Origin of the sequence: Actinomyces sp. S6-Spd3 (assembly GCF_000758755.1) — a bacterium.
Lineage (GTDB): Bacteria > Actinomycetota > Actinomycetes > Actinomycetales > Actinomycetaceae > Pauljensenia.
In genome coordinates this window covers 1-757 of record NZ_JRMV01000220.1, presented here as the reverse complement: position 1 = coordinate 757, position 757 = coordinate 1, and the positions used below count along the sequence as shown (strand labels likewise).

The following is a 757-nucleotide window of genomic DNA, read 5'->3' as shown; positions in this document are numbered from 1 at the left end:
AGTGGACGGACCTCAGTTCGATTATTTGGTGGATATCGCAAACGTCGTCTCCAAAAGAGCTGGGAATGTACCTTTCGGAAGTTCGTCGAATGCTAGAGGTTGGCGCATGCGGTTTAGCTGCAGAACGTCGCGTTGATGCCGATATCGAACATTTGAGACAAAAACTAGATGAATATGATGCCGCAAGCGAGCAGGGCGATATCGAGGCAGCTACTCGCGCCGACCTCGAGTTCCATCAAGCCATCTTAAGCGCCTCTAAAAACCCTTTCCTAGCTTCGATCATGACCCCACTTTCTACCGCGCTCCATGATTCTAGGCTTCTCACAACCTCTGTTCCCCAGATTCGCAAGCGGGCTAGGCATCACCATTTTGAGATTTTGGAGGCCATTGAACAATCCGATGCGCAAAGGGCGAAGGATGCGATGCGATCTCACATGACTCAGACGAGTTCTGACATTGAGACACACCTGTCGGATTAACCAGTTAGAGGCCCCAAAAGCGCTTGTTTGCACCCGACTGCTGCTTTCACGCCTGTTGCGGTCGGATAGCGATTTACCCCTTCGCCCTGCACCGTTGAAGCTCCATTCATTGAAACCTTGACACCTCAACCGGGTAAACCTATTCTTAAATTGTCTTAGACCTCTGACGTCTAAGGTCTCTAGGGTTTCAACAAAGGAGTTGTTGCATGAAGACGCTAGCTGAACTAACTGCGGCACATCCGCCGGCCGTGAACGTCGACGCGCAACGAGTGCGTGAT

Annotated in this window: 1 protein-coding gene; it reads left to right on the top strand. The window is 51.1% G+C overall.

What is annotated here, in order from left to right; all coding sequences use genetic code 11:
- Window positions 1–65: 65 nt before the first annotated feature.
- On the top strand, window positions 66–479 hold the full coding sequence (locus HMPREF1627_RS01850) for a FadR/GntR family transcriptional regulator (RefSeq protein WP_234305201.1): 414 nt from the start codon (window positions 66–68) through the stop codon (window positions 477–479).
- The last annotated feature ends 278 nt before the right edge of the window (window positions 480–757 follow it).